18 protein-coding genes are annotated in these 22686 nt (G+C 29.9%); 10 read left to right on the top strand and 8 right to left on the bottom strand.

Going from position 1 to position 22686, the window contains the following annotated elements; translation table 11 throughout:
* Nucleotides 1-88 precede the first annotated feature (88 nt).
* The gene (gene purL, locus UEQ13_RS09145; protein ID WP_329806048.1) at nucleotides 89-3751 is read left to right on the top strand and encodes a phosphoribosylformylglycinamidine synthase; all 3663 of its coding nucleotides are present in this window, start codon (nucleotides 89-91) and stop codon (nucleotides 3749-3751) included.
* A gap of 76 nt (nucleotides 3752-3827) precedes the next feature.
* Here the strand turns inward: purL and UEQ13_RS09140 are convergent, their stop codons facing one another.
* The 8 genes from UEQ13_RS09140 to UEQ13_RS09105 form a co-directional block, all read right to left on the bottom strand.
* Nucleotides 3828-6020, bottom strand: a complete 2193-nt coding sequence (locus UEQ13_RS09140; RefSeq protein ID WP_329806047.1) for an ATP-binding response regulator — start codon at nucleotides 6018-6020, stop codon at nucleotides 3828-3830.
* Between the two features lie 6 nt (nucleotides 6021-6026).
* The gene (locus UEQ13_RS09135; protein WP_329806046.1) at nucleotides 6027-7880 is read right to left on the bottom strand and encodes an ATP-binding protein; all 1854 of its coding nucleotides are present in this window, start codon (nucleotides 7878-7880) and stop codon (nucleotides 6027-6029) included.
* A 14-nt stretch (nucleotides 7881-7894) separates the two neighbouring features.
* Nucleotides 7895-8200, bottom strand: a complete 306-nt coding sequence (locus UEQ13_RS09130) for a hypothetical protein (RefSeq protein WP_329806045.1) — start codon at nucleotides 8198-8200, stop codon at nucleotides 7895-7897.
* 54 nt (nucleotides 8201-8254) lie between these two features.
* Entirely contained in the window at nucleotides 8255-10444 is a 2190-nt protein-coding gene (locus tag UEQ13_RS09125) for an ATP-binding protein (protein WP_329806044.1), read from the bottom strand.
* A 74-nt stretch (nucleotides 10445-10518) separates the two neighbouring features.
* A complete protein-coding gene (gene ettA, locus UEQ13_RS09120; RefSeq protein ID WP_329806043.1) occupies nucleotides 10519-12210 on the bottom strand; it encodes an energy-dependent translational throttle protein EttA in 1692 nt (563 codons plus the stop codon).
* A gap of 97 nt (nucleotides 12211-12307) precedes the next feature.
* On the bottom strand, nucleotides 12308-12484 hold the full coding sequence (locus tag UEQ13_RS09115; protein WP_329806042.1) for a CAL67264 family membrane protein: 177 nt from the start codon (nucleotides 12482-12484) through the stop codon (nucleotides 12308-12310).
* Between the two features lie 241 nt (nucleotides 12485-12725).
* On the bottom strand, nucleotides 12726-13727 hold the full coding sequence (gene holA / locus UEQ13_RS09110; RefSeq protein ID WP_329806041.1) for a DNA polymerase III subunit delta: 1002 nt from the start codon (nucleotides 13725-13727) through the stop codon (nucleotides 12726-12728).
* Nucleotides 13728-13757: 30 nt separating this feature from the next.
* Nucleotides 13758-14156: a four helix bundle protein gene (locus UEQ13_RS09105; RefSeq protein WP_329806040.1), complete on the bottom strand. Its 399-nt coding sequence runs from the start codon at nucleotides 14154-14156 to the stop codon at nucleotides 13758-13760.
* A gap of 42 nt (nucleotides 14157-14198) precedes the next feature.
* Here UEQ13_RS09105 and UEQ13_RS09100 point away from each other — a divergent pair, with 42 nt between their 5' ends.
* From UEQ13_RS09100 to UEQ13_RS09060, 9 genes are all read left to right on the top strand, one after another.
* Nucleotides 14199-14672 (top strand): type I restriction enzyme HsdR N-terminal domain-containing protein, encoded by a 474-nt coding sequence (locus UEQ13_RS09100; protein WP_329806039.1) that lies wholly within the window; start codon nucleotides 14199-14201, stop codon nucleotides 14670-14672.
* Between the two features lie 97 nt (nucleotides 14673-14769).
* Nucleotides 14770-15765: a glycosyltransferase family 2 protein gene (locus tag UEQ13_RS09095; RefSeq protein ID WP_329806038.1), complete on the top strand. Its 996-nt coding sequence runs from the start codon at nucleotides 14770-14772 to the stop codon at nucleotides 15763-15765.
* A gap of 469 nt (nucleotides 15766-16234) precedes the next feature.
* Entirely contained in the window at nucleotides 16235-17089 is an 855-nt protein-coding gene (locus tag UEQ13_RS09090; protein ID WP_329806037.1) for an OmpA/MotB family protein, read from the top strand.
* Between the two features lie 168 nt (nucleotides 17090-17257).
* Nucleotides 17258-17572, top strand: a complete 315-nt coding sequence (locus tag UEQ13_RS09085) for an ArsR/SmtB family transcription factor (protein ID WP_329806036.1) — start codon at nucleotides 17258-17260, stop codon at nucleotides 17570-17572.
* A 1-nt stretch (nucleotide 17573) separates the two neighbouring features.
* A complete protein-coding gene (locus UEQ13_RS09080; protein ID WP_329806035.1) occupies nucleotides 17574-18074 on the top strand; it encodes an SRPBCC family protein in 501 nt (166 codons plus the stop codon).
* A 332-nt stretch (nucleotides 18075-18406) separates the two neighbouring features.
* On the top strand, nucleotides 18407-19465 hold the full coding sequence (locus UEQ13_RS09075; protein ID WP_329806034.1) for a tyrosine-type recombinase/integrase: 1059 nt from the start codon (nucleotides 18407-18409) through the stop codon (nucleotides 19463-19465).
* Nucleotides 19466-19639: 174 nt separating this feature from the next.
* On the top strand, nucleotides 19640-20299 hold the full coding sequence (locus tag UEQ13_RS09070) for a DUF6891 domain-containing protein (RefSeq protein ID WP_329806033.1): 660 nt from the start codon (nucleotides 19640-19642) through the stop codon (nucleotides 20297-20299).
* Nucleotides 20300-20519: 220 nt separating this feature from the next.
* Nucleotides 20520-20999, top strand: coding sequence for a hypothetical protein (locus tag UEQ13_RS09065; RefSeq protein ID WP_329806032.1), 480 nt, complete (start codon nucleotides 20520-20522; stop codon nucleotides 20997-20999).
* 264 nt (nucleotides 21000-21263) lie between these two features.
* Nucleotides 21264-21809 (top strand): hypothetical protein, encoded by a 546-nt coding sequence (locus UEQ13_RS09060; protein WP_329806031.1) that lies wholly within the window; start codon nucleotides 21264-21266, stop codon nucleotides 21807-21809.
* The last annotated feature ends 877 nt before the right edge of the window (nucleotides 21810-22686 follow it).

Below are 22686 nucleotides of genomic sequence, written 5' to 3'. Positions count from 1 at the left end.
AATTTAGAGCGGTTTTTACCGCTCTTTTTTTTTATACTTTAATAAGAAAGTTTAACTTTGCACCACAAACAACTAACAACTCAACATAATGATTTTTTTCTTTGGAAACCAAAGCAATACAGTATTTGCAGTTCAAGCACAATCTGAAATTTCTACCGAAAACATCCAAAAACTAAACTGGCTATTTGGAGAAACACAACAAATTGACAGTAAAACTATCTCTCAAAATTTCGTAGGACCACGTGCTGCTATGGTTACACCTTGGAGTACAAATGCGGTTGAAATCACTCAGAACATGGGGATTTCAGGGATTATTAGAATCGAAGAATTCGAAAAAGTATCGGCTGATTTCAATGATTTTGATCCGATGTTACTTCAAAAATATACCGAATTACATCAAGATATTTTCACGGTAAATATTCAACCTGAAGCGATTTTAGAAATTGACGATATTGATGCGTACAACAAACAAGAAGGTTTAGCTTTAAGTTTAGAAGAAGTCGAATATTTAGATAATTTAGCAACTAAATTAGGAAGAAAACTAACAGATTCTGAAATTTTTGCTTTCTCACAAGCCAATTCAGAACACTGTCGTCATAAAATTTTCAACGGAACTTTTGTAGTGGATGGTGAAGAAAAACCAACCTCATTATTCAAGTTAATCAAAAAAACATCTCAAGAAAACCCTAACGATATCGTTTCGGCATATAAAGATAATGTCGCTTTTGTTAAAGGTCCGAGAGTGACACAATTCGCACCAAAAAGTGCAGACAAACCTGATTTTTATGAAGAAAAAGAATTTGATTCTGTACTTTCTTTAAAAGCAGAAACACATAATTTCCCAACAACTGTGGAGCCTTTCAATGGAGCTGCGACAGGTTCTGGTGGAGAAATTCGTGACCGTTTAGCAGGTGGACAAGGTTCGTTACCATTAGCAGGAACTGCTGTTTACATGACATCTTACTCAAGATTAAATAACAATCGTAAACATGAAGAAGCGATGGCAGAACGTCCTTGGTTGTATCAAACACCAATGGATATTTTAATTAAAGCTTCAAATGGAGCTTCAGATTTTGGAAATAAATTTGGACAACCGTTAATTACTGGTTCTGTTTTAACTTTCGAACATAATGAAGAAAATCGTAAATTAGGTTACGATAAAGTAATTATGCAAGCGGGTGGAATTGGTTACGGAAAATTAGATCAAGCGATTAAAAAGAAGCCACAAGAAGGCGATAAAATTGTCATTCTTGGTGGAGAAAATTATAGAATTGGAATGGGTGGAGCTGCGGTTTCATCAGCAGATACGGGAGCTTTTGGTTCAGGAATTGAATTAAATGCGATCCAACGTTCTAATCCAGAAATGCAAAAACGTGCTGCGAATGCTATTCGTGGTTTAGTGGAAAGCGATCACAATCCAATTGTTTCGATTCACGATCATGGTGCGGGTGGACACTTAAATTGTTTATCAGAATTAGTAGAAGAAACCGGTGGATTAATCGATTTAGATAAATTACCAGTTGGAGATCCAACACTTTCTGCAAAGGAAATCATCGGAAACGAATCTCAAGAAAGAATGGGATTAGTAATTGGTGAAAAAGACATGGACATCTTACAAAAAATTGCAGATAGAGAACGTTCTCCAATGTATGAAGTAGGAGTGGTAACTAACGATCATAGATTTACATTCGAATCAAAATCTACAGGTTTAAAACCTATGGATTACGCTTTGGAAGACTTTTTCGGAAGTTCGCCAAAAACTATCATGAATGACAAAACAATTGCTAGAAATTACAGTAATTCAACATATAACTCAAAAGAAATTCCAACCTATTTAGAGCAAGTTTTACAATTAGAAGCTGTAGCTTGTAAAGATTGGTTAACCAACAAAGTTGACCGTTGTGTAGGCGGAAAAGTAGCAAAACAACAATGTGCTGGACCGTTACAATTGCCTTTAAACAATGTAGGTGTAATGGCTTTAGACTTTAAAGGAAAAGAAGGGATTGCCACTTCAATTGGCCACGCTTCTATTTCGTCTTTAATTGATCCAGTTGCTGGTACAAGAAATGCTATTGCAGAATCGCTTTCTAACTTAGTTTGGGCGCCTTTAAAAGATAATTTAGATTCAGTTTCGTTATCTGCGAATTGGATGTGGGCTTGTAAAAATGAAGGTGAAGATGCTCGTTTATATGAAGCAGTTCAAGCTTGTTCAGATTTCGCTATCGAATTAGGAATAAATATTCCAACAGGAAAAGATTCCCTTTCAATGAAGCAAAAATATCCTAATGATGAAGTAATTGCACCAGGAACGGTTATTATTTCAGCAGCTGGAAATTGTTCCAATATTACGAAAGTGGTAGAACCCGTTTTACAACGTAATGGTGGAAATATTTACTATTTAAACTTATCTCAAGATTCGTTTAAATTAGGTGGTTCGTCATTTAATCAAACACAAAATAAAGTTGGAAATGAAACACCAACTATAAAAAATGCTGCTTTCTTCAAAAAAGCATTTAATACGTTACAAGATTTAATTAAAGAAAGAAAAATCAAAGCGGGTCACGATATCGGAAGTGGTGGTTTAATCACAACTTTATTAGAAATGTGTTTTGCTGATGTGAATTTAAGTGCGAATTTCGACTTAACTTCTATCAATGAAAACGATTCTACTAAATTATTATTCTCTGAAAATATTGCGGTAGTTTTTCAAGCTGATGCAGAAGTAGAAGCTAAATTTAAAGCGAATGGTGTTGAAATTTTCAACATTGGAACGGTTACGAATTCAGATACAGTTTCTATTACAAACTTCGATGATACTTTCAATTTAAGTGTTTCAAAATATAGAAAAGCGTGGTTTGAAACGTCGTATTTATTAGATCAAAAACAAGCTAAAAACGGAAAAGCGTTAGAGCGATTTGAGAATTTTGCTAATCAACCTTTACAGTTTACATTCCCATCTCATTTTGATGGAAAATTAACTCCGACTTCTACAACAAACCGACCAAAAGCGGCAATCATTCGTGAAAAAGGAAGTAATTCTGAGCGTGAAATGGCAAATGCGATGTATTTAGCAGGATTTGATGTTAAAGATGTTCACATGACGGATTTAATTTCTGGTCGTGAAACTTTGGAAGACATTCAATTTATAGGAGCTGTTGGTGGATTTTCGAATTCAGATGTTTTAGGTTCAGCAAAAGGTTGGGCTGGTGCCTTTTTATACAACGAAAAAGCAAATACAGCCTTGAAAAACTTCTTCAAAAGAGAAGACACACTTTCTGTTGGGATTTGTAATGGTTGTCAGTTAATGATGGAATTAGAACTAATTACTCCAGAACACGAAGTTCACGGAAAAATGAAACATAACGATTCTCATAAGCACGAAAGTGGCTTTACTTCTGTAAAAGTTCAGAAGAATAATTCGGTGATGCTATCTAGTTTAGAAGGTACAACTTTAGGAGTTTGGATTTCGCATGGAGAAGGAAAATTTAATTTACCATTATCGGAAGAAAACTATAACATTGTAGCTAAATATGGTTACGAAGGTTATCCGGCCAATCCAAATGGTTCAGATTATAACACAGCAATGATGTGTGATGCAACTGGAAGACATTTAGTTACGATGCCACATATTGAACGTTCTACTTTCCCTTGGAACTGGGCAAACTATCCAGAAAGAGGACAGAAAGACGAAGTGACTCCTTGGTTAGAAGCATTTGTAAATGCTAGAAATTGGGTCGAAAACAAAAAATAACAAAAACGATTAAATACAAAAATCCATTTTTAAAAAAAATGGATTTTTTTTTATATAATATAAAAGTAATTCATAATTATATGCTACTTGAAGAAGTAAATTTTGTAATTATATGTATTAATTCAGAACTTGTAAAGGGCTTGTTTAAAACATCCGAAATACCAGATATTTGTACTTTTTCTTGAATTTCTGATTTATCAAAAGCAGTAAAAGCAATAATTGGAATGTTTTTATTAAATTTTCTAATTTCTATAGTGGTGTCAAACCCATCAATTTCTGGCATATTAATATCCATTAATACGATATCAAATTCCTTTAATCGAATCATTTCAATAGCTTCAAATCCATTATCTGCAATAGTTGGTATACAGTTTAAATTTTTAATAGTTTTAGAAGTTACTATTTGATTTATTTTGTTGTCATCTACAATTAATACATTTAAATTATTAAACTCATGATTTATAACTTCTGTTTCAAACTGATTACTGTTTGTAGCTTTTTCTAAATTTAGAATAAAACTAAATTCAGAACCTTTACCTATTTCTGATTTTAATTCAATTTTAGAATTAAAAAGTAATAAAATATCATTTACAATTGTTAATCCTAAGCCACTTCCTTGAAAAAAATTGTCTTTAGGAGTTATTTGAAAAAATTTATCAAAAATCCTTTTCTGATTTACTTCTGAAATTCCAAACCCTGTATCTATAAAACTAAATTTAATAACTTGTAAATTATCGATTTCATTTATTTTATCAATTTTAATAGTTACATCTCCATTTTTTGTAAATTTTAATGCATTTGAAGCTAAATTTAGGCACAACTGAGTCAATTTAACTTCATCTGAGCAAAAATATTCATTCACATTGTTACCAATATCTATTACAAATTTATTATTATTTTGAATTGCAATTTGTTCTAAATTTAATTTAACTGAATTGATTATGCTTTTAAATTCGAAAATACTTTTTTCTAATTTAGAATTTTTATTTTCAAGTTTTGAAATTTGCAAAACATCGTTTACTAAACTTAATAAATACTTAGCGGAATATTTTAATGATTTTAAATGGCTTCTACTTTCTTCTTCAATTACTGATTTTTCTAAAATTTCTGTTAAGCTAATAACTCCAAAAAGCGGCGTACGAAGTTCATGGGTTATCGTAGAAACAAATTTAGATTTCATTTCATTTGACTCTTCTGCTACAAGTTTAGCCTTTTCTAATTCGATATTTAGACTGGTAAGTTGTTCATTAATTTTATTCTTATTTTTATATAACTTTAAAATATAAATAGAAAAACAACTAATTATTGCAAGAAAAATTAAAGCTATGTAAAATATATTTTTGTTGAGTTTTAAATTTTGTTCTTTACTTTTTAATTCAAAGTCTGCTTTAATTTTATCGATTTTGAAAGCATCTAAAATTAAAGCTGAAGAAGTTTCTTTTGCTTTATTTAATATTTCTTTATTATAAAATATTTCATTAATACTATCGGCTTGTTTTAAGTATAATGCAGCTTCTTGTGGTTTATTTATTTTTGATAATAATCTGGAGTATCTATATAAGTATTCGCTTTTTTTTTCTTTAAATATTAATTTCTCACTAAATGTTGCGAACCCCTCTTCATACGTTTTTTCAGCTAATTGATATTGGCCAATTCCTTCATAATAGGTTGCTTGCAACATATAAACGATGTTATTAAAAAGTTTATTACCATATTTTGGATGTAACTTTATAAAATCGTCTAAATAAGGTTTAGCATTTTCAAATTCTTTAAATTTTAAATAGGACCATGCTAAATTCATTGAAATTAAGCAAATATCTTCATTAAGACTATTTTTTTTTGCGAGTCGCAACGCTTGTTTATAATAAGATATAGCCTGTTTTTGATTAGATTTTTTTTCACTAAACGCCGTAAAAAGGTTGCCTAAATTATTTAATACAAGAATTTGATGTTTTAAGTTGTTAGTTTTTTTGGCTAATACTAAAGATTTATTAAAGAAATAATTTGAAAATTCTAAATTTTTAATTTGTGCAAAGTTTCTTCCTATTCTATTATAAATATTTGAAACTAATGTGTCATTTTTTATTTTCTCTGCTTCAATTAAGGCAAATCTTAATTCTTTTAATGAATTATAATAATCAGATTTTTTATAATAATTATTACCTAACTCAAACAAACTATCTACTTGTTTAGAGGTGTACTTTTTATTTTGAGCAAATCCTAATTGAAAACTAATTAATACTATTAGGAAATATTTTAATGAACTCATATAATTCTATAAATTTATGTGTTTGATTATTAAATTTTGCAAATCAGTAAATTCGAAAGGTTTTACTAAAATATCATTCATTTTGTACTTTGAAATATCACCTTCTAACTCGTATTTACCCGAAGCAGTTAAAGCTATTATTGGAGTAGTTATTCCTAATTCGTGGATTTTTTCTGTAGTTTCAAAACCGTTCATTTTAGGCATATGTATATCCATTAAAATAATGTCGAATTTATTGTTTTTTAAAATTTCTAAGGCATGAAAACCATCTACCGCTATGGTACAAATCATCTTGTTTTTTTTAAGTATTTTTTGCGTAACAATCTGATTTACTTTATTGTCTTTCACTACTAAAACACTCAAATTATCAATAGTCATGCCGTTTTTATTTGAAGTACTTCTTTCTACTTCTTTTCCTAAAATTAATGGAATAGAAAATCGAATAGTTGTTCCTTTATTCAATTCACTATCGATATGAATTTGTCCGTCAAATGAATCCACAAATCGTTTTACGATGGCTAAACCTAATCCTGTTCCTTGAAACTGTTCGTCGGAATTTCTTTCCACTTGAACAAATTTATCGAAAACTTTATCAATATATTTTTGAGGAATTCCTATACCAGTATCTGTAATTTCAAAATTTAAAACAGAATTATTTACGACATAAATATGAATATTAACGTTTCCATCTTTTGTAAATTTTAGTGCATTACTCAATAAATTTATTAAAATTTGAGACAGTCTTGTTTTATCGGTTTTAATATATTTTGGAACATTTGAATCTAACTCTAAAGTGATAACATTAAAATATTGCTTAGCAATCACTTCCATAGAATTTACTATAGTTTCGATTTCACTTTTAAAATTAATATCTTCATAAATAAGCTCAATATTTTCCGATTCAATTTTGGATAAACTTAAAACATCATTGATTAATGACAATAAATATTTTGCTGAAAACTTTAATGAATTTATGTATTTACTATCTTTTAATTCGGCATGTTCATTTTCAATTATCTCAGTCATACCGATTACTCCATAAAGAGGCGTTCGTAATTCGTGACTAACCGTTGACATAAACTGAGTTTTAAGTTTGGCTATTTCTTCTGTTTTTTGTTTTGCAACATATAATTCTATATTTGCTTTTTTTAGTTTTATATTAATTTTTCTATTTTTAGTAAAGTTTTTATAAAGAAAGTACAATAGAGTTAAAAAAGTAAACACTAAGATGGTAAGGAAAATGATAAAGTATTTATTGAAATTTAATTTTTTAACGTAATCTTTATTTTCTTGTTCAACTTTTTCAATTCTCGAATTTATTAAATCTAATCTAAATGTTTGATCCTTTCCTTGAAGTATGTTTTTTTGTTCTTCGTTATAAATTTCACTGTTTAAATCGATATATAGTTTATAATATTCAACAGATTTTTCTAATTTATTGTATTTTTTATAAAACTCAGCAAATGATTTATAAATATCAAGTAAGTTCATTCTAATTGCTGGCGTATTATCTTTTTTACCAGCTTCTATAGCGCCAAAATAAGCTTTTTCAGCATTTTTAAAATCATTTTTATATAAATCATAATACGCTGAATAAGAAGCATACATAGAAATAATAACATCCATTTCATTAGAAACTAAAACCTTGTCTTTTGCTTTATCTAAGTATTTTTTCCCTTCTTCATATTGTTTTAGTTCGATTAAATTGGCGCCAATATTGAGTGCTGCCACTAAAAAATCACTATTATTTTTAAGATTTTTTGTGTGATGAAAGGCTTTTTTAAAATAATAAGTTCCTTTGTTAATATCTATATTATTATAGGAATAAACACCGCCAAGATTGTTGTACAACCAGCCCAAAGCAGCATTGTTATTTATTTTGGAAGCACATAGTATTCCTCTTTGTATAACTTAATTGCTTTTTTATAATCTGTAAATTGTTCAAAATTTAATCCTAATAAATTATATGCTTTAGCCGCTAGTTCAAAATTTTGTTTTTTTAAAGAATAGGTAAGTATTTTTTCGGTTTGTTTTATAGATTCTTTATTATTTAGATTGTAAAAATTAGTACTCGCAATGGTAAATAATTTTTGAGCCTCCTCATCACTATTTACATTTGTTTGGGAAAAATGTATATTGAAAACCAATAAAAAAAAGAAAATAAATTTAAAATTTTTCATAGCTTAAATATAAAGAAGAGGTAAAATTACAAATTCAATCATTTCAAATATAATTTACACATGTTTCTCTATAATTACTTGCAAATCTTTAATTTCGAAAGGCTTTACTAAAACATCATTAATTCCATTAATGGCCATTTCATTAATTATTTCATTTTTATCTGAAGCTGTCAAAGCAATAATTGGTGTTAAAACACCTAGTTCTCTGATTCTTTTAGAAGCATCAAATCCGTTTAAAACTGGCATGTGAATATCCATTAATATCAAATCAAACTTATGTTTTTTAACTAATGCAATTGCTTCTAATCCATTTTCAGCAATTTTACAAGTATGATCACTTTTGTCTAATAATTTTTTGGTTACCATTTGATTGATTTTATTATCTTCTACGATAAGAATTTTCAAATGTGTCTTACTGTTTTTTGTGTCTAAAACCGTATTTTGTTTAAATATTACTTCAGAATCTGCTTGGATATAAGGAATTTTTACGGTAAAAATGGTTCCTTCGTTTATTTTACTTTTGACTGAAATTTCTCCTTTAAACAAATCGACTAATCTTTTCACAATGGATAATCCCAATCCAGTTCCTTTATATTGCTCATTTAAATTGACGTCAACTTGCACAAATTTTTCAAAAATTTTGTCTAAATATTCTTCTGGAATTCCTATTCCATTATCTTCAATTTGAATTTGAATTTTCTGAACGGCATCTTCTTCTAAAAGTTGTAATTTAATAGAAACTACCCCTTTTTTAGTAAACTTTAAAGAGTTACTAATCAAGTTAATTAGAATTTGTGAGAATCGAGTTAAATCGGTTTTTATTATTAGAGGAACAGCGTCAGAAACGTGGATATTTAATTCGTTTTTATTTGATTTTGCAATAATTCCCAATGATTCTCTAATGACAGAAATTTCTTTTCTAATTTCTACATTTTCATAAATTAATTCAAATTTTGTGTCTTCAATTTTGTATACATTTAAAACATCGTTAATTAAGGACAACAAATAATTAGAGGAGAATTTTAAGGCATTAAAATACTTGTCTTTCTTCAATTCAACATGTTCATTTTCAATAATGTCCGCCATTCCAATTACGCCGTATAAAGGTGTTCTTAGTTCATGACTTACATTAGATAAAAATTGAGATTTTAATAAAGAAGCTTCTTCCGATTTTGTGTTGGCAATTTTCAATTGTTCGTTGGATTCAAACAGTTTTTTATTTAATTTTCTATAATCTAAATAGATTTTAAACATAACAATCAGAAAAACCAATAAAATACCAGCGAAAAACAAACTCATTTTTACAAGTTTTGATGAGGCTGTCATTTTTTGATCTTGCACTTTTTTCTCAGAAGCAATTTTCTGAATTTTATTGTTCATTTCAATCACATCAATTGAAGATCCTGAAAACTTAATTTCCTGATTTCTTTCTTTTATATAAACAACATCTTGTAGACTATCATGCATTTCCAAGAAACGCAAAGCTTTAGGCACATTATTATATTTTTTATAAAAAGCATAAATTTCATCATACAATTCTAATTCATTCGCTTTGATAAAATTTTTGTCACCTACTTTTAATTTATTTATTACTTTTTCATAATTAATTCCAGCATTTTTTTTATCATTCATATTGGAATAATATTTTCCTAATAAGGAATGATATGTTACTAAAATTTCAAAATCCTTCGTGTTTTTTGCAAAAGAATTAATTCTATCTAAAAATATTTTTGCCGTTTTATAATCACCTAATTCCATATTAGCATCAGCAATATTTACTTCTGCATACGCTATATCTGTTTTTACACCATTTTGTTTAGAATATTCATAACATTTGATGTAATATTTTAATCCTTTTCTTGGGTTATTTAATCTGAAAAAATAAACATTTCCAAGATTGTTATGTAGAAAATCTAATAACTGAATATCGTTAGCTTTATAAGCATATTCAATTCCTCTTTCGTAGTAATAAATGGCTTTTTTTAAATCTGAAAATTCTTCGTAATTTAATCCAATTATATTGTAGGCTTTTGCAGCAAAACTATAATCGTCAGTTTTTAAAGCATATTGAAGGACTTGTTGAGAATTTTCTAAAGACGATTTACAATTCAAATTATTTAAATCATTAATTGCCTTCTTTAATGTTGTTATAGCTACTACTCTATTGTTTACAGCAACTTGAGCAAAAAGTAATTTTGGGATAAGGAGAATTATAAGGAGTATGAAATATAGCTTTACTTTCATTTTATGAGTTGAGAATTGTAAAAATAAAAAAATCCTGATATAAATCAGGATTTTTAATATAAATTATTTACAAATTATCGAATTAACTTCTTGTATTTGATACGAGTAGGTGTTACATCCTTACCTAATCGTTTGCGTTTGTTTTCTTCATATTCAGTAAAACTTCCTTCGAAACTATATACTTGTGAATCGCCTTCAAATGCTAAGATATGTGTACAAACTCTGTCTAGGAACCATCTGTCGTGAGAAATAATTACGGCACAACCTGCAAAATTCTCTAAACCTTCTTCTAAAGCACGAAGTGTATTGATATCTAAATCATTCGTTGGCTCATCTAAAAGTAAAACGTTTCCTTCTTCTTTTAATGTCATGGCTAAGTGTAAACGATTACGTTCTCCACCAGAAAGCGTTGCTACTTTTTTATTTTGATCACTTCCACCAAAGTTGAAACGAGATAAATAAGCTCTTGAATTTACTTGACGTCCGCCCATCATAATCAATTCTTGACCATCACAGAAGTTTTCCCAAAGTGTTTTGTTAACATCAATATTAGAGTGCGATTGATCTACATATGCGATTTTTACTGTTTCACCAACTTCAAAACTTCCTGAGTCTACTTGTTGTTCGCCCATAATCATTTTGAAGATAGTAGATTTACCGGCACCATTTGGTCCGATAATTCCAACAATTCCAGCTTGTGGTAAAACGAAATTTAAATCGTCATATAATAATTTGTCACCAAATGCTTTGGCTACATTTTTAGCTTCAATAACATTCGTTCCTAAACGTGGTCCATTAGGAATATAAATTTCTAATTTCTCGTCTAGTTCTTTTTGGTCTTCGTTTAATAATTTATCGTAGTTCTGTAAACGCGCTTTTTGTTTGGTTTGACGCCCTTTTGCTCCTTGACGAACCCAGTCTAACTCACGTTCTAAGTTTTTTCTACGTTTAGAAGCTACTTTTTCTTCCTGCGCCATACGAGTTGACTTTTGGTCTAACCAAGAAGAATAATTTCCTTTCCATGGAATACCTTCTCCTCTATCTAACTCTAAAATCCAACCTGCAACGTTATCTAAGAAATATCTATCGTGCGTTACGGCAATTACAGTTCCAGAATATTGTGCTAAATGTTGTTCTAACCAAAGTACTGATTCGGCATCCAAGTGGTTGGTTGGCTCATCTAATAATAATACATCTGGTTGTTGTAAAAGTAAACGACATAAAGCTACACGACGTTTTTCACCACCAGATAAAACAGAAATTGGAGTTTCTGGATCTGGCGTACGAAGTGCGTCCATGGCGATTTCTAATTTGGTATCAATTTCCCAAGCACCTGAAGCGTCAATTCTATCTTGTAATTCTGCTTGACGATCCATTAACTTTTCCATCTTCTCAGGGTTTTCATACACCTCAGGCAAAGCGAAATCGTCATTAATTTTATTGAATTCTGCTAATAATTCGAATGTTTCTGCTGCTCCTTCACGAACAATATCAATAACCGTTTTAGTTTCATCTAAAAGTGGTTCTTGCTCTAAATAACCAACAGTATAACCTGGTTGAAACACCACATCACCTTGATAATTCTTATCAATACCTGCAATAATTTTTAATAAAGATGATTTTCCTGAACCGTTCAATCCAAGAATTCCAATTTTTGCTCCATAAAAGAAGCTTAAATATATATTTTTAAGTACTTGTTTATCTGCTCCTGGATAACTTTTACTCAATTTTTGCATTGAGAAAATTACTTTCTTATCGTCTGACATAATTTATTTTTATTTGTTTATTTTTTGTTTCAAGTTTCAAGTTTAAAACTCTCGAACTCAAACTTCGTATATCCTATTCTTAGTTCGTATATTAGAATTACATTCTTCCTTTTAAGGCGTTAAAAACCCATGCATTTGCAAAAAAACCTACGGCAACTGCGGCAAAGCCCCAACCTGCAACATCATCGTATCTGTAAACAGCTAAACCCATTATAATTAATCCCATTATCACCATGATACCTGTAGCCCAAGCTAATACTGTATTTTTGTTCATCTTTTTAATTTTATAAATTTAGGACTGCAAATATCGGGATTTTTTATACTATAAAGAAACAATACTAGTTAAAATTAAACTACCTAATTATTACTAAAGTAGTGTGTTATTTATGATTTCGCACCTTCACTATCCATACACTATCTATACACTATCCATACACTATCTATACACTATTTATACTTTATCTACTTTTTGAAGGTGCTTTTAAATGAATATGAAGTAGGTTTACTATGACGGATTAATTGAATATTTTATAGACCATTTCTTTTAACATATCATCTTCTTTCATGGAACCTGCGCCTACACCTTTGGATTTTACATCAATATCTCTAATGACTTCTATAATTTGACTCACTTTTCGCATAGGGAAATTTTGAGCAGCAGTAGCGTATTCGTCTATAAAAAAGGGATTGACTCCTAATGCTTTTGCGGCATTAAATTTGGATTTATCTTTTAATCCGTGGAATTGTAACAATTGTGAGAAAAAAGAAAACATTTGTCCGGTTACTAATACCATGGGGGTTTCTTTCATGTTAAAAGCAAAATGATGAATGATATTATATGCTTTTTCTTGATTCCTAAGCGCTAATGCCGATTTCAATTCGAAAATATTATAATCTTTACTGAAACCTATGTTTTCTTCTATATTTTTTGGCGTAAAAACGTGTCCGGCTGGAAAAACGATTTTTAGTTTATCTAATTCGTTATTAATTTTCGCTAAATCTGTACCTAAAAATTCTGCTAACATCGCTGCAGCTTTTGGTTCAATTCCGTAATTCTGACCTTTTAAAACTTTTACAATCCATTCTGGAACTTGGTTATCGTACAGTTTTTTACTTTCAAAATACACACCAATATCTTTAATCGTTTTGAAAATTTTCTTTCTTCCATCAGGTTTCGCTCTGTAAGCAAAAACTAAAATGGTTGTTGGTTGTACATTGGCCATATAATTGGCGAAATTTTCAAACGTTTTAACTAAATTCTGCGCTTCTTTTACAATAACCACCTGATAATCTGCCATCATCGGAAAACGTTTCGCAGTAGAAACTATTTCTTCCACCGAGGTATCTCTTCCGTATAAAACTATCTGATTGAATGCTTTTTCATCTTCTGTAAGTGCCGTTTCTTCAATTAAATCGGAAATTCTATCTATATAATACGCTTCTTCTCCGCATAAAAAATATACAGGTTTAAAATTTCTAGATTTAATATCGTTAACTATTTTAATAACGTCTGTCATTGTTTTTTTTTGTTGTTTTTGGTTTATTGTTTATTGTTTATTGTTAAACTTCAAACCTTTAATTTCAGAAGTATTTAAATATTTCATAAATGCTCCGATTTTGTTTTTTACTAGTTCTATTTTTTGTGAAGTTACTCGAAATTGTTCTTCAGAAATTATATTTTTATCGAAAGATCTGTACAATTGTGATTTTAATTCGCCACACGAACCTTTTGAATAACTCAAAAAATTAATAAATTCTCTGTTTCCATTTCTTTCAAAACCCTCTGCAATGTTATCCATAATTGAACCTGAACTTCTATCCATTTGGTCTCTTAATGAATATCTTTTTCCTAAACCAGTGGTTTCAAACAAGATTTCAATATCTTTACAAATATCACGAGAAATATTCCAAATTTCTAAATCCTCAAATTTTTCTATTTTTGCCATTCAAACAACAAACAATTAACAATTAACAATAAACTATAAACATTGAATAAGTTGAATTTTCCATCCTACTCGTTTCGGTTCAAAAATAGTGAAAATAAAGTTGCTATTTTTGATGAAATTAGAAAAAAATTTGTGGTGTTAACTCCGGAAGAATGGGTTAGACAACATACGGTTTTCTATTTGATGGAAGAATGCAACTATCCTAAATCGTTACTTAATGTTGAAAAACAAGTGAAAATTAACGGAATGAGTAAACGTTACGATATTGTAGTTTTTAATTCTGATGGCAGTATTTTTTTGATTGTAGAATGCAAACAACCAGATGTAACGATATCTCAAAACACTTTTGATCAAATTGCGCGGTATAATTTTACTTTGAAAGCCGAATATTTAATGGTTACGAACGGATTAAATCATTATTTTTGCCAAATGGATTTTGAAAAAGAACAATATACTTTTTTGAAGGAATTACCATTTTATGAAAAGGAGAATGGGAGAATGGGAGAAAATGAATGATAAAAAGCAGTTCATTTCAAAATTTATTTTAAAATAAAAGCTTATAATTTAAACTTGATATTGAACTTGATTTTTGATATTGTAATTGACATTGAAATTGACTAAAACAGCCGTAGTTATCTTAAATTGGAATGGTGCGAAATTATTGCAGCAATTCTTGCCATCTGTGATTCAGTTTTCTGGAAATGCTACGATTTATGTAGCGGATAATGCTTCAACAGATACTTCTATTGACGTTTTGAAAAACGAATTTCCTTCTGTAAAAATCATAGAAAACACAGGTAATTTTGGCTTTGCAAAAGGGTATAATGAAGCGTTGAGATTTGTAGAAGAACCTTATTACGCATTAGTAAATTCGGATATTGAAGTTACCGAAAATTGGTTGCAACCGATTGAAGCCATTTTTGATAACGAACCGAAAACAGCTATCATTCAACCTAAATTATTAGATTTTAAAAAGAAAACGCATTTCGAATATGCAGGCGGCGCTGGCGGATTTATTGATAAATATGGCTATCCGTTTTGTAAAGGTCGAATTTTTGATACGTTGGAAGAAGATTTAGGACAATATAATCAAGAAACTGAAGTGTTTTGGGCCACTGGTGCTTGTTTTTTTATTCGAAAAGAAGTGTATAGAACCTTACAAGGTTTTGATGATGACTTTTTCGCACATCAGGAGGAAATTGATTTGTGTTGGCGCGCTAATAATTTAGGATTTACAGCAAAATATTGTCCGACTTCTGTGGTATATCACGTTGGTGGTGCGACTTTAAACGAAGCGAATCCAAAGAAAACCTTTCTGAATTTTCGAAATTCGTTATTAATGCTGACTAAAAATCTTCCGAAAGGGAAATTATTCCCTATTATTTTTGCAAGATTGTGTTTAGATGGTGTGGCTGGTTTGCAATTTATTTTTCAAGGAAAATTCAATCATTTTTGGGCGATTTTAAAAGCGCATTTCTATTTTTATCATTTACTTTCCAGAAATCTAAAAAAGAGAAGTTCTTATCAAAAAAGAGATTATTTCTATACGAAATCTATTGTTTGGAGCTATTTTGTTGGGAAAAAGAAGACTTTTGAGCGTTTAAAGTAAGAAACGGATTTTATTTGAAACACATAGGCAAATAGGTTTTTATGTGAAAAAAGTCGCTTCGCTTAAAAGAGAGAACATAGACTCTACAGAAAACAGATTTTTTTAAACACATAGGCAAATAGGTTTTTATGTGAAAAAAGTCGCTTCGCTTAAAAGAGAGAACATAGATTTTTCAGAAAAAAAAAAACTTGAGAGATTAATAAGATTCAACGAAAAGTCCTAAAAAAAAGTCAAGTTATTTGACACCCCACCCTTCGGGCACCCCTCTAAAAGAGGGGAATAAAAACACATTAATAAAATTTAAACTCATAAGTCATTTAAGTTTTCAGCTTTGCTAAAAATTAAAAACTAAAACCTGCTGACTTCCAGCATCTAACTTCTGACTTAAAACTTTTTTAACTAAAATTTCACTTTTCGTTACACTTTGGTATGATTTTTTCTGTATAACTTTGTAAAAAATCCTATTAAAATGAGAAAAGTACTAATTTTAGCCGCAACAATTCCCTTTGTGCTTACGTCGTGTGTTTCTAAAAAGAAATTCGCAGCCTTAGAAGCGCAACAAAAACAAACTCAAGATTTATTAAATTCGGCAACTGTTAAGTTAAACAGTTGTTTGTCTGAAAAAGACTTATTAAATGCTGAAAAAAGTAGTTTAATGAGCCAATTGGATTATTTAAAGAAAAATAATTCTGATTTAATAAACAGTTCAAAAGAAATGACTGTTTTAACTACAAAAGGTGCTCAAAACCTTGAAAAATCACTTGAAAGCTTACGCGAAAAAGATTTAAAAATTACGCGTTTACAAGATGCATTAACTAAAAAAGACAGTGTTACATTAGCTTTAGTTACGAGTTTGAAACGTGAAGTTGGTATTGACGATCCAGACATTAACATCAACGTTGAAAAAGGTGTAGTTATGATTTCTATTGCTGATAATTTATTATTTAAATCAGGAAGTTATGATGTGAATTTAAAAGCGAAAAACGTTTTAGCGAAAGTGGCGAAAGTAGTAAACAGCAAACCAGATTTCGAATGTATGGTGGAAGGTCATACAGACAATGTGCCGATTAAAAATTCGGTATTATTAGACAACTGGGATTTATCTGTGAAACGTTCGACTTCAATTGTACGTGTGTTACAAAATGATTTAGGTGTAAATCCGAAACAATTAATTCCGGCTGGAAGAAGTTCTTTTATTCCGTTAGTAGAAAATGACACGGCAGAAAACAGAGCTAAAAACCGTAGAACGCGCATTATCATTATGCCAAAAATTGACCAGTTTTACGATATGTTAGAAAAAGAAATGAAAACGCTTTCTAAATAAATTCTAAAATATAAATTCTAAAAAGCGACTAAGAAATTAGTCGCTTTTTTTGTGTTCCCATTTCTTATTATAAATCTACATTCTTAAAAAAACTATTCTAAAATTTGCGAAACCGAAAAGTTGCACGTATATTTGCAACCAATTAGTTTCGTATTAAACACTTTTAAAATGAGAAGAGATATTTTTCAAGCCATTGCCGATCCAACAAGACGAAGCATTATTGCTTTAATAGCCATTCAAGCTATGACACCTAATGCAATTGCAGAAAATTTTAATACTACAAGACAAGCCGTTTCTAAACATTTACGAATTTTAATTGAATGTGACTTGGTAAAACAAGTGCATCAAGGCAGAGAAATTTATTACTCGCTTGAAATTGAAAAAATGAAAGAAATTGACAAATGGCTTGAACAATACCGAAAAATTTGGGAAACCCGATTTAATCAACTTGACGAACTTTTAGAAACCATAAAAAAACAATAAGATGAATCCTAATTTAATATTTGACTTTACTCTTGACAAATCCGAAAAAACGGTACACATAACTAGAGAATTTAATGCGGAACTTTCCTTAGTTTGGGATGCTTTTACAAAACCAGAATTATTGGATCAATGGGTGGCGCCAAAACCTTGGTCGTCTAAAACCAAATACATGAATTTTGAAGTAGGTGGCAAAAGATTTTATGCGATGGTAAGTCCGGAAGGATTAGAACGTTGGTCCATTCAAGAATACACTTCTATAACTCCAAAAACCAATTTTAAAATGTATAATTCTTTTGCAGATGTTAACGAAAATCCTGAATTGCCTGGTTCTGAATGGGAATACAATTTCAGTGAGCAAAACGGAATTACAAAAGTATCTATTCGTATTTATAATGAATCACTGGAACGTTTAGAAAGAATGATCGCAATGGGTTTCAAAGAAGGCTTTACTATGTCTATTGACAATTTGGAACATCTATTGGAAACATTATCGAATCATTAATAAAAAACAAGAATAACAGGATATTGCATAAAATTCAAAACCATAAAAGACATCGCTATTATTGAGTTAGATGTTACCATTCGATTTGGGTTTGAACATTGAAAATAAAATAATTTCAACGAACAACTACAAAGCCACTGAGAAATTAGTGGTTTTTTTTTAGGAGCAGACAAATCTCCTTTCAAACAACTTCACACCCGCTATCCGCAGTACATGGTACTTTGCTCCTATCGAGGCTATACAAGACGTTTCGTTTTTAAAACAAATTTATTTTTTGAAACTATAAAAATTTAAATTAAATTTGTGAGGTAACCGCCAAAATAAACTTGTCTATGCCTTATGAAATTATATTAGGTAAACATCGTGAAAAAAATGTCATTTTCTTTAAAATTACGAATGACATTCCGTTTTTAACAGAAATTAAAAACTGTGTAGGAAGAAACTGGAGTAACACACACAAAATGTGGTATTTACCAAATAATTCTGAATACAGAAAACGATTCAACATTCCGGAAACGCCCGTAATTGGAAAACTTGTATTAAGTAAAATTTCTGATCAAAACAAAGGTGAAATTCAGAAGCTCGTTAATCAATTGCAATTGTTTGGTTACAGTCCGAACACTATTCGAACCTACATTCAAGATTTTGCACAATATTTGTATTACCTTCAGGATAAACCGGCGACAAACTGCGCCCTTACAGAGGTACAAAATTATTTACTTCATTGCATAAACATTTTGAAATATGCTGAAAACACTTTACATAGTCGTATTAATGGCATAAAATTTTATTACGAAAAAGTATTACTACAGCCACAATTACTTTTAGAGTTACCCCGACCAAAAAAACAATTGATATTACCTAAAGCGTTACACCTTTCGGAAGTAAAAAGTTTGTTACACCATACAGAAAACTTAAAGCACAATACCATTTTAAAGTTAATTTACGGCATGGGTTTACGCGTTTCGGAAGTCATAAATTTAAAAATAGAACATATTGATAGCAAAGCCATGCGCGTATTTATAGTACGTGGGAAAGGCAAAAAAGACCGTTATGTAAATTTACCCGAAAGCATTTTACCTCAACTTAGAGACTATTATAAAACGTACAAACCGAAAGAATATTTATTTGAAGGGCAATATGGTGGTGCTTATTCCGTTAGAAGTATTCAACAAATATTTAGAATTGCTGCAAAAAAAGCAAATATTATAAAAAAAGTAGGAGTTCATAGTTTACGACATAGTTTTGCTACACATTTATTGGAAAACGGCACAGATATTCGCTTTATTCAGGATTTATTAGGACATAGCGATATAAAAACTACATTAGTTTACACCCAGGTTACGGATAATAGTTTAAGAAAAATTGTTAGTCCATTAGATTTTTTGTAAAAAAAATACTATATTTGAATTTGAAACAACAAGTAAAACCATATTTCATTTTACGCAATGCGCTTTTATAAATATATTTTACTTAAAACATTAAATAACAAAACAATAACCAAGTATTCGAAATTTCGATTTCGTATATATTAGAGTTAGCGGTAATTTTAAACAGACTACATTATGACAGACCATCAAATACAAATTCAAGAAAGAATTAAGACTTATACAAATATGGGGTTCTATTCACAAAAAGAACTTACAGACATTATTCTGTCAATTGTAGAGGATTATGAGCTGACAGACAAAACGACAAAAAAGTGGATAAGGGAAATCATAAAAAAAGAATACGAAAATCGTTTAGCTCAAAGTATTACTTGGACACACCCAACAGACCCTGAAAAATTAAAAATTGCTTTTGACGAACTTTGTTCTGAGTGTAAAATCATTTCTTTACATAATCAAGGCTATGAAAATTCTGATGCAATTGCGGAAGTATCAAGTTTATGGGCAGACTTTGAGGAGTATGAAATTGAGCCAAAAGCAGTTGGTTATTGCTATTATCATTACCAAGATTTAGAAATAGCCCTAAATCCTGAATCGAAAACATTGTTAATCGGGTTTGACAGTTTAGAAGAAGATGAAAACAAAAGACAAATTGAGCAGTTAAAAATAGGGAGGCAAATCGCTAAAAAATTAGTAAACAACGGACTAAAAATAAAATGGGACGAAACTAATAACAACAAAATTGAAATAATTAATATTGATTGGCTAAGAATATTTAATGACGATAAAGAAGAATGGGACAGTGCAAGAGTTTTGGACCTAATTCAGGAAGATTAAAAACTACCGCTAACAAGGGTTTTGCGTCAGGCGGGCTGAAGTGCAAAATTCAACAGTAGTTTTTCAAATGAACTTTAGTAATAATATCGGCTTTTGTGTTTTAATTTCCCGCCCGAACGCAAAGCCCTAAAACGTTGGTGGCAATTTTACAAACACCTGCAAATAAGATACAATTATGAGTTTAAACATAAAGAATAACTTTAATAAATAAAAAAGATTTGTGAAAAGAAATATAATTATTTTCGTAATTTTATTTATCACTTTGATAGTGCTTTATAAAATAATTCAAATTTACAATAATTCAAATTTAAATGAATTTGTCGGAGAAAAGCATTGTCTTTCTTGTGCTGATTTAGAAAATTTAGAGATACAAAATAAGCAAGATAATGTGGTTGGTAAAATAACGATGGTCAATCAAAAAATAGTTTTTACAGAATACCCTACTAATACAATCTATAATTTATATTTCTGTGATGCTACTTGTGATGACAATCTTAATACATTTATTGTTCAAAACTATAATGATGCAAAGGAGTGTAAACAGGATTTGTGGCTATTGTTAAGCGGTAAAAAAGAAACTGGCATCCTAAAGTTTGAATTGTTAAATTTTGTTGTGATAAACAAACTCGAAGCAAAAAATTACTACAACAAGTATATAAAAAAACTGCCCCCAACAAGGGTTTTACGTCAGGCGGACTGAAGTGCAAAATTCAACAGCAGTTTTATTTTCGAATTTTCAAACCAAATCATTCAAAAATTTGGGAAATAAAACGGTAAATTCATAACCCAAAATATTGCAATAGAAACTTGAAACCGCCTGACAAAAAGAAACAACTCAAAACTAAACTTAATAATGAAACATATTATAAAAACACTAATTTTTCTCTTGTGCATTTATCCACTAGCATTATTTGCACAAGTTTCGCAGGAGGATTTGAAAGAATTAAAAGAAAAAACCGAACAAATGAAACAGAATGCAAAAAGCAATAGTTCATTTGTTGAATATGCTGATGTATTGAAAAATCCCGAACAATATCTCAATAAGATGATAACAATTAAGAACATTAATGTGAGTGACTGCGAATGGGAAGATTTACAAAATACAGATAAAAAAATAAAAAATGGAACATATAGTTTTATATTTCGTCCTTACTTATATGACAATAATAAAAGTAAAATTTTATTTTGGACAAAAAGGCTAAAAGGTAGAAACAAACCGGATGCCAATACAATACAAAGAGGCGTTTTAAAACACCATTCAAATGAAAAAGGTGTTTACTATGTTGGTAAATATTGTGATGTAAAAGTAGATGATACTTCTTATGTGTTTGAAGATTTCAATTTCTCACAGGTTACTACAAAAGACAATGAATTTTTAGACAAAATTGAAAATATTGGTGTACCAAGAAAATGGTGGCAAACATATGATAGACTATTGTTGTGGGTAGTAGTGCCTATTTTTTTAGTGATATTAGTTTTATCATACTGGCCCCGTAGAAATAAAAAATAAAAACTGCCACCAACAAGGGTTTTGCGTCAGGCGGGCTGAAGTGCAAAATTCAACAGCAGTTTTTCAATTAAACATTAGTAATAAAACCAGCTTTTGTGCTTCGATTTCCCGCCCGAACGCAAAGCCCCGAAACGTTAAATACAAGTTTTGTGGAATCGAGAACGCTGAATAAAATCTGATTATTTTCACATCTATTTTCAGAAAACACTTCGCTCCTATTTTTGTTTTAAATTTAAAAAAATACAATTATTTTATTTAAAATTTTTGAGTTTTAATTTGTTGTCGAAAATGGTAGAATACAAAATTGATGGCGGAAATAGTTTGCGAAAAAACTTTATGAACTGAAATCGATTCTTGAATTGGTTTGCGAAAAAGTATTGCGTAAAAATTGTAGAATCGGAAATCGTTACTTGAATTGGTTTGCGGAAAAGTATTGCAAAAAAATATTGAATCGGAAATTACTACTTGATTTAGATTACGAAAAACTTATCGAATCGGAAATGCTATCTTGAAAAATTTTGCGGAAAAGTATTGCGGAAATTGAGCGTTTTCCGAATTAATTCAGAAAACTTACGAAGTAAAACTCATTGGAATAACAAAAACCTGTATTTAACAGCGGTTTGCTAAAATGGCTAATTTTGTAGTAGATTCACGTTTTTCTTTCGCAAGAAATTGTATCTTTGATAGAAAATAATAATTTACGAAGTCGCCACTTCAGCAAGCCGCGGCCCGTTATGTGTAACCTTTGACAATGTAAAATCCTGAAATAGGTTGACAAAAAATCAACAACTATTTACAGGACAATATGAAAGAAAACCAACCACACTGTCAAAAAAAATCCGTTGGATTTGACTTAAAATTAAAAATTATTGATGAA

This window comes from Flavobacterium facile, assembly GCF_036321945.1.
Classification (GTDB): Bacteria; Bacteroidota; Bacteroidia; order Flavobacteriales; family Flavobacteriaceae; genus Flavobacterium; species Flavobacterium facile.
This window is presented reverse-complemented; position numbering and strand designations above follow the sequence as displayed.